This window comes from Sandarakinorhabdus sp. (assembly GCF_031430775.1).
GTDB lineage: Bacteria > Pseudomonadota > Alphaproteobacteria > Sphingomonadales > Sphingomonadaceae > Sandarakinorhabdus.
In genome coordinates this window covers 1-5,165 of record NZ_JANPCD010000108.1, presented here as the reverse complement: position 1 = coordinate 5,165, position 5,165 = coordinate 1, and the positions used below count along the sequence as shown (strand labels likewise).

The 5,165-nt window shown below is 64.2% G+C and carries 4 protein-coding genes; 3 read left to right on the top strand and 1 reads right to left on the bottom strand.

Annotated elements, in window-relative coordinates:
- On the top strand, window positions 1–1,467 hold a 1,467-nt coding region (locus tag RMQ73_RS06600; RefSeq protein ID WP_310497296.1), incomplete at its 5' end, for an ATP-binding cassette domain-containing protein.
- A 137-nt stretch (window positions 1,468–1,604) separates the two neighbouring features.
- Window positions 1,605–2,216 (top strand): CHRD domain-containing protein, encoded by a 612-nt coding sequence (locus RMQ73_RS06595; RefSeq protein WP_310497295.1) that lies wholly within the window; start codon window positions 1,605–1,607, stop codon window positions 2,214–2,216.
- A gap of 37 nt (window positions 2,217–2,253) precedes the next feature.
- Here RMQ73_RS06595 and RMQ73_RS06590 read toward each other — a convergent pair whose 3' ends face one another.
- Window positions 2,254–3,558, bottom strand: a complete 1,305-nt coding sequence (locus RMQ73_RS06590; protein ID WP_310497294.1) for a polyhydroxyalkanoate depolymerase — start codon at window positions 3,556–3,558, stop codon at window positions 2,254–2,256.
- A gap of 235 nt (window positions 3,559–3,793) precedes the next feature.
- Here RMQ73_RS06590 and RMQ73_RS06585 point away from each other — a divergent pair.
- Window positions 3,794–5,165, top strand: a 1,372-nt coding sequence (locus tag RMQ73_RS06585) for an ABC transporter transmembrane domain-containing protein (RefSeq protein ID WP_310497293.1), incomplete at its 3' end; no start/stop codon positions are given.

Genomic DNA, 5,165 nt, shown 5'->3' with positions numbered 1-5,165 from the left:
GGCGGTGAACGCCGCCGCGCCGCGCTGGTGCGGGCGCTGGCGGAGCAGCCCGGCCTGCTGCTGCTCGACGAGCCGACCAACCATCTCGACATTGCCGCCATCGAATGGCTGGAAAACTGGCTCGACCGGTTTTCGGGTGCCATGCTGGCGATCAGCCACGACCGGACATTCCTGACCCGGCTGACGAAAAACTGCCTGTGGCTTGATCGCGGCAACCTGCGGCGCGCCGAAGTGGGCTTTGGGGGCTTCGAGGACTGGTCGAACCGCGTTGCCGCCGAAGAGGCCAAGAACGCCTCCAAGCTCGACACCAAGCTGCGCGCCGAAGAACACTGGCTGCTGCGCGGCGTCACCGCCAGGCGCAGCCGCAACGAAGGCCGGCTGGCCAAGCTGGTGGAATTGCGCGCCGTGCGAAAGGCGATGACGACGGGCGACGCCGTGGCCAAGATTGCCACCACCAGCGACGACGGCAAGACCAAGGTGCTGATCGACGCGGTCCATGCCACCAAGCAGTTCGGCGAGCGCACCATCTTGTCGGATATCACCCTGCGGGTCAGGCGCGGCGACCGCATCGGCATCATCGGGCCCAATGGCGCCGGCAAATCGACGCTGATCAAGATGCTGCTCGGCGAAATCGAGCCGGACAGCGGCACCGTCAAGCGCGCCAAGACGCTCAACCCGACCGTGATCGACCAGCGCCGCCAGCGGCTCGATGCCGAAAACGGTGTCGGCAAGACGGTGCGCGACGTGCTCGCCGATGGCGGCGAATGGCTGGAGGTGAACGGCCACCGCAAGCATGTCGCAGGCTATCTCAAGGAATTCCTGTTCGATCCGTCGGTCATCGACGCACCGGTCGATGGGTTTTCGGGCGGCGAGCGATCACGCCTGCTGCTGGCACGCGAGTTTGCCACCCCGTCGAACCTGCTTGTCCTCGACGAGCCGACCAACGATCTCGATATGGAAACGCTCGACCTGCTTGAGGAGGTGCTGGACGATTATGCCGGCACCGTGCTGCTGGTCAGCCATGACCGCGCGTTCCTTGACCGTGTCGTCACCATGGTGGTGGCGCTGGACGGCGAGGGCGGCAGCGAGACGGTGGTGGGCGGCTGGTCCGACTGGGCGGCGTTCGCCAAGGAAAAATCCGCGGCCGAGCGCAAGGCCCGGGGCGGCAAGCGGCCCGGCGGCAATGCCGGCAGCAAGATCGCCACCTATGATTCGCCAAAGGCGCGCGCCGCCAAGCTCAGCTACAAGGATGCGCGTGATCTGGCCGAACTGCCGGCGCTGATCGAAACGTTGAACGCAGCCATCGTCCGGCATGAGGCCACGCTGGCCGACCCCGCCCTATATGCCCGCGATGCAAAGCGATTTGCCAGTGTTTCGGCCGAACTGGACCGGGTGCGAAGCGATCTGGCTGCCGCCGAGGAGCGCTGGCTGGTCCTGGCGGAAATGGAAGCGGCGCTGACCGGTTGACCAGCACTTCACTGCTGCTGCCCACATTCATCGCGGCACGGCGCCGCAGCGTCAGTGCCGAATGCCTCCCTCCGCCCCTTCCAAACGTATCCTTAAATAGCGGTTATCATCGCCGCAATCAGGAAGGGGAAACAATTGTGATCCGTAATACTGCCATCATCATCGCTGCGTTGCTTGCATCCGGCACATCACAGGCCGCCACCTTCAACGCTGTGCTGTCGGGCGCCAACGAACGTCCGAATCCTGTCGCCACCCGGGCTACCGGCTTTGGTAAGCTGTTCCTGGCTGCCGACCGCAACAGCTTCACCGTCGATATCGATTTCACCGGCCTTTCGACAAATGCTGTCGCCGGTCATGTCCATTGCTGTGCATCCACAGCCGCCAATGGCCCGGTTGCCATCGGCTTCTCCGTACCTTCGGCCACCACTGGTACGATCACCGGCAATTTCAACCTGCTGCTGCAATCGACCTACAACGCAACTTTCTTCAACACACGCGGCGGCGGCACTATCGCGGGCGCCCGGTCGGCCTTCCTGGCTGGTCTTGACGGCAATCTTGCCTATTTCAACGTCCACACGTCCGCGTTTCCGGGCGGTGAGATTCGCGGCCAGCTCGGCGCTGTTCCTGAACCGGCAAGCTGGGCAATGTTGATCGCAGGCTTCGGCCTGACCGGCGCCGCAATGCGCCGCCGGGCTGCGCGCACGCCAGCATTGGCAGAAATCGCTACACGTTCCGGCGCCCGCGCCTGATTATCCGGCCCCGCCGCCTGCGCGGCGGGGCCGATTTTCACGCCAGTTCGAGCCCTGCCGGCACGTCGGGTTCGACATGGGCCGCCACCACCACTTCGAGCGGCATCGGCGTCAGCACGGCCTTGTCGTGCTGACGGATGAAGGTTTCGAATATCGGCGCGATGCTTTCGCGCCATTTGCGGCCGTTGAAGATGCCATAGTGCCCGGCACCTTCTGCCATGTGGTACAGCTTTTTGTCGTCGGGCAGGTTAACGGCCATTTCCAGCGCCGCGCGCGTCTGGCCAAGGCCGGAAATGTCGTCACGCTCGCCTTCGATGGCCAGCAGCGCCGTGCCGGTGATGTCGGCGGGATCGCAAACTTCGCCGCGATGCAGGAACTGGCCCGTTGCCAGCGCCTGTCGCTGGAACACCAGGTCGATGGTCTGGAGATAGAATTCCGCCGTCATGTCGCTGACCGAGCGATATTCCTGATAGAAAGTCTTGGTGGCTTCGGCGGATTCGTCATCACCGTCGACCAGATGCTTGAACATTTCCCAATGGGATTTCATGTGGTTGGCAAGGTTCATCGACATGAAGCCGGCGAGTTGCAGGAAACCGGGGTAAACCTTGCGGCCGCCGCCCGGATAAGCTGCCGGCACGGTGGCAATGACTGTCTGTTCGAACCAGGCATAGGGCCGCTGCATGGCAAGGTCATTGACCGAGGTCGGCGCCTTGCGCGTGTCGATCGGGCCGCCCATCATCGTCAGGCTCGGCGGCGTGCAAGGGTGGCTGCGCTTGGACATCCAGGCGACCGCTGCATAGGCCGGCACGGCGGGCTGGCAAACGGCGAGCATATGCGTGTCCGGACCAAGCACTTCGAGGAACGCGACCAGGTAATCGACATAGTCGTTCAGATCGAACTTGCCGTCGCTGGCCGGCACCAGCTTGGCGTCACGCCAATCGGTGATGTAAACTTCATGGTCGGGCAGCAGCCGCTCGACAGTGCCGCGCAGCAACGTGGCGTAATGGCCGGACATCGGCGTCACGACCAGCACCCTGGGGTCACGGCGGCCGGACACGGCGCGCTTGAAATGCTTCAACTGCCCGAACGGCTTGCGGTCGATAATGTCCTCGGTGACAGCCACCGTCACGCCATCGACGATCGTGGTGTCGAGGCCGAAGGCGGGCTTGCCGCGCGGTGCGGCAGCATGGGCAAACACCTCAAGGGCACGGGCGATGACCGGCGACGTGGGCGCGAACGAAAACGGGTTGCTTGGGCTGAGCAGCCATTTGGAGTTGGCCTCTGCGGCGGTCCCCATGCTGGAGAGCCAGGCCTTTTGCATTTCATGGGCAGTGTAGAGCATTCGTGTCTTCCTCTCGCCCTGAGCCGGGCGTCGGCACCATCTGTGCCATATCGCAACTGCAGCATAAACCCGAAAATGCATAGCTTTCATTGCCGCGCTGCAACAATTGCAGTTCATACAACGACAAAGGCAAACCGTCACACCCTTCGCGGCGCCGGATTGAGTCTGAACAGGCCGCCTGCTATCAGCCCCCATGGTTACAAAGCCGCCGCTCCCCCCGCCCCATGAACGCAAATTGTCCCGGCTGCGACTGCTGTGGAGCTTTGCCAGCGCCTATCCGCTGCAATTGTCGGCGGCGCTGACGGCGCTGGTGCTGGCGGCACTGACGACGCTTGCGGTACCGCAAGGCCTCAAGATGGTCGTCGACAACGGCTTTGCCAAGGGTTCCGACCCGGCGAGCGTTGCGCCCTATTTCATTACTTTGCTGGCCATAGTCGCGATGCTGGGCGTGGCAACGGCCGTGCGCTTCTATTTCGTCAGCTGGATCGGCGAGCGTGTGGTCGCCGATTTGCGCCGCGCCGTGCAGAACCATCTCGTGACGCTGGACCCGGTTTTCTACGAGGAAAACCGCCCGGCCGAGATCGCTTCGCGCCTGACCAGCGACACCGCCGTCATCGAACAGGTTGTCGCGACCTCCGTCAGCCTGGCGCTGCGCAACGCCGTGATGGGCGTCGGCGGCATCGTCTACATGTTCTGGCAGAGCCCGCGCCTGACGCTGCTGATGCTGCTGGTCATTCCGCTGACCATGCTGCCGATCCTGTGGCTGGGCCGCAAGGTGCGCGACGTGTCGCGTTCAAGCCAGGACCGCATCGCCGACCTGGGCGCCATGGTCGCCGAGGTGCTGGGCGCCATCCGTGTCGTGCAGGCCTTTACGCAAGAAGGCCGCGAGGCCGGGCGCTTTGGTGCCAGCGTCGAGAAGACCTTCGATACCGCCAAGCGCCGCATCCGCCTGCGCGCCATGATGACCGCCGTGGTCATCAGCCTTGTGTTCGGCGCCATCACGCTGGTGCTGTGGCAGGGTGCGCTCGATGTCATTTCCGGCAAGCTGTCGGGCGGCACAATCGCGGCTTTTGTCTTTGCTGCTGCCATCGTGGCAGGCGCATTCGGAACGCTCACCGAAGTCTATGGTGACTTCATGCGCGCTGCGGGCGCGTCTGGCCGCATGGAAGAACTGCTGGCCGCCCGACCGCAGATCCGCGCGCCCGCCAACCCGGTGCCATTGCCGGAACCGGCGCGCGGTGCGTTGGTGCTGGACGGTGTGCATTTCCACTACCCCTCCAAGCCCGATGCGCCGGCGCTCAACGGTTTCACGCTACATGTCGCAGCCGGGGAAACGGTCGCCATCGTCGGGCCCTCCGGTGCCGGCAAATCGACGCTGTTCCAGCTGGTGCAGCGTTTCTATGACCCGGAACAGGGCATGCTCAGCATCGACGGCGTGCCCTATCGCGATGCTGACCCGCATGCGATCCGCAGCCGCATTGCCGTGGTGCCGCAGGAAACCGTGATCTTTGCCGCCAGCGCGCTGGAGAATATCCGCTATGGCCGGCCCGAGGCGACCGAGGCCGAGGTCTGGGCTGCGGCGGAGGCCGCCCATGCCGATGTGTTCC

Bases quoted from the DNA above. Each gene is read 5' to 3' on its own strand.
- RMQ73_RS06590 (WP_310497294.1), bottom strand. From the start codon at position 3,558: ATGCTCTACACTGCCCATGAAATGCAAAAGGCCTGGCTCTCCAGCATG.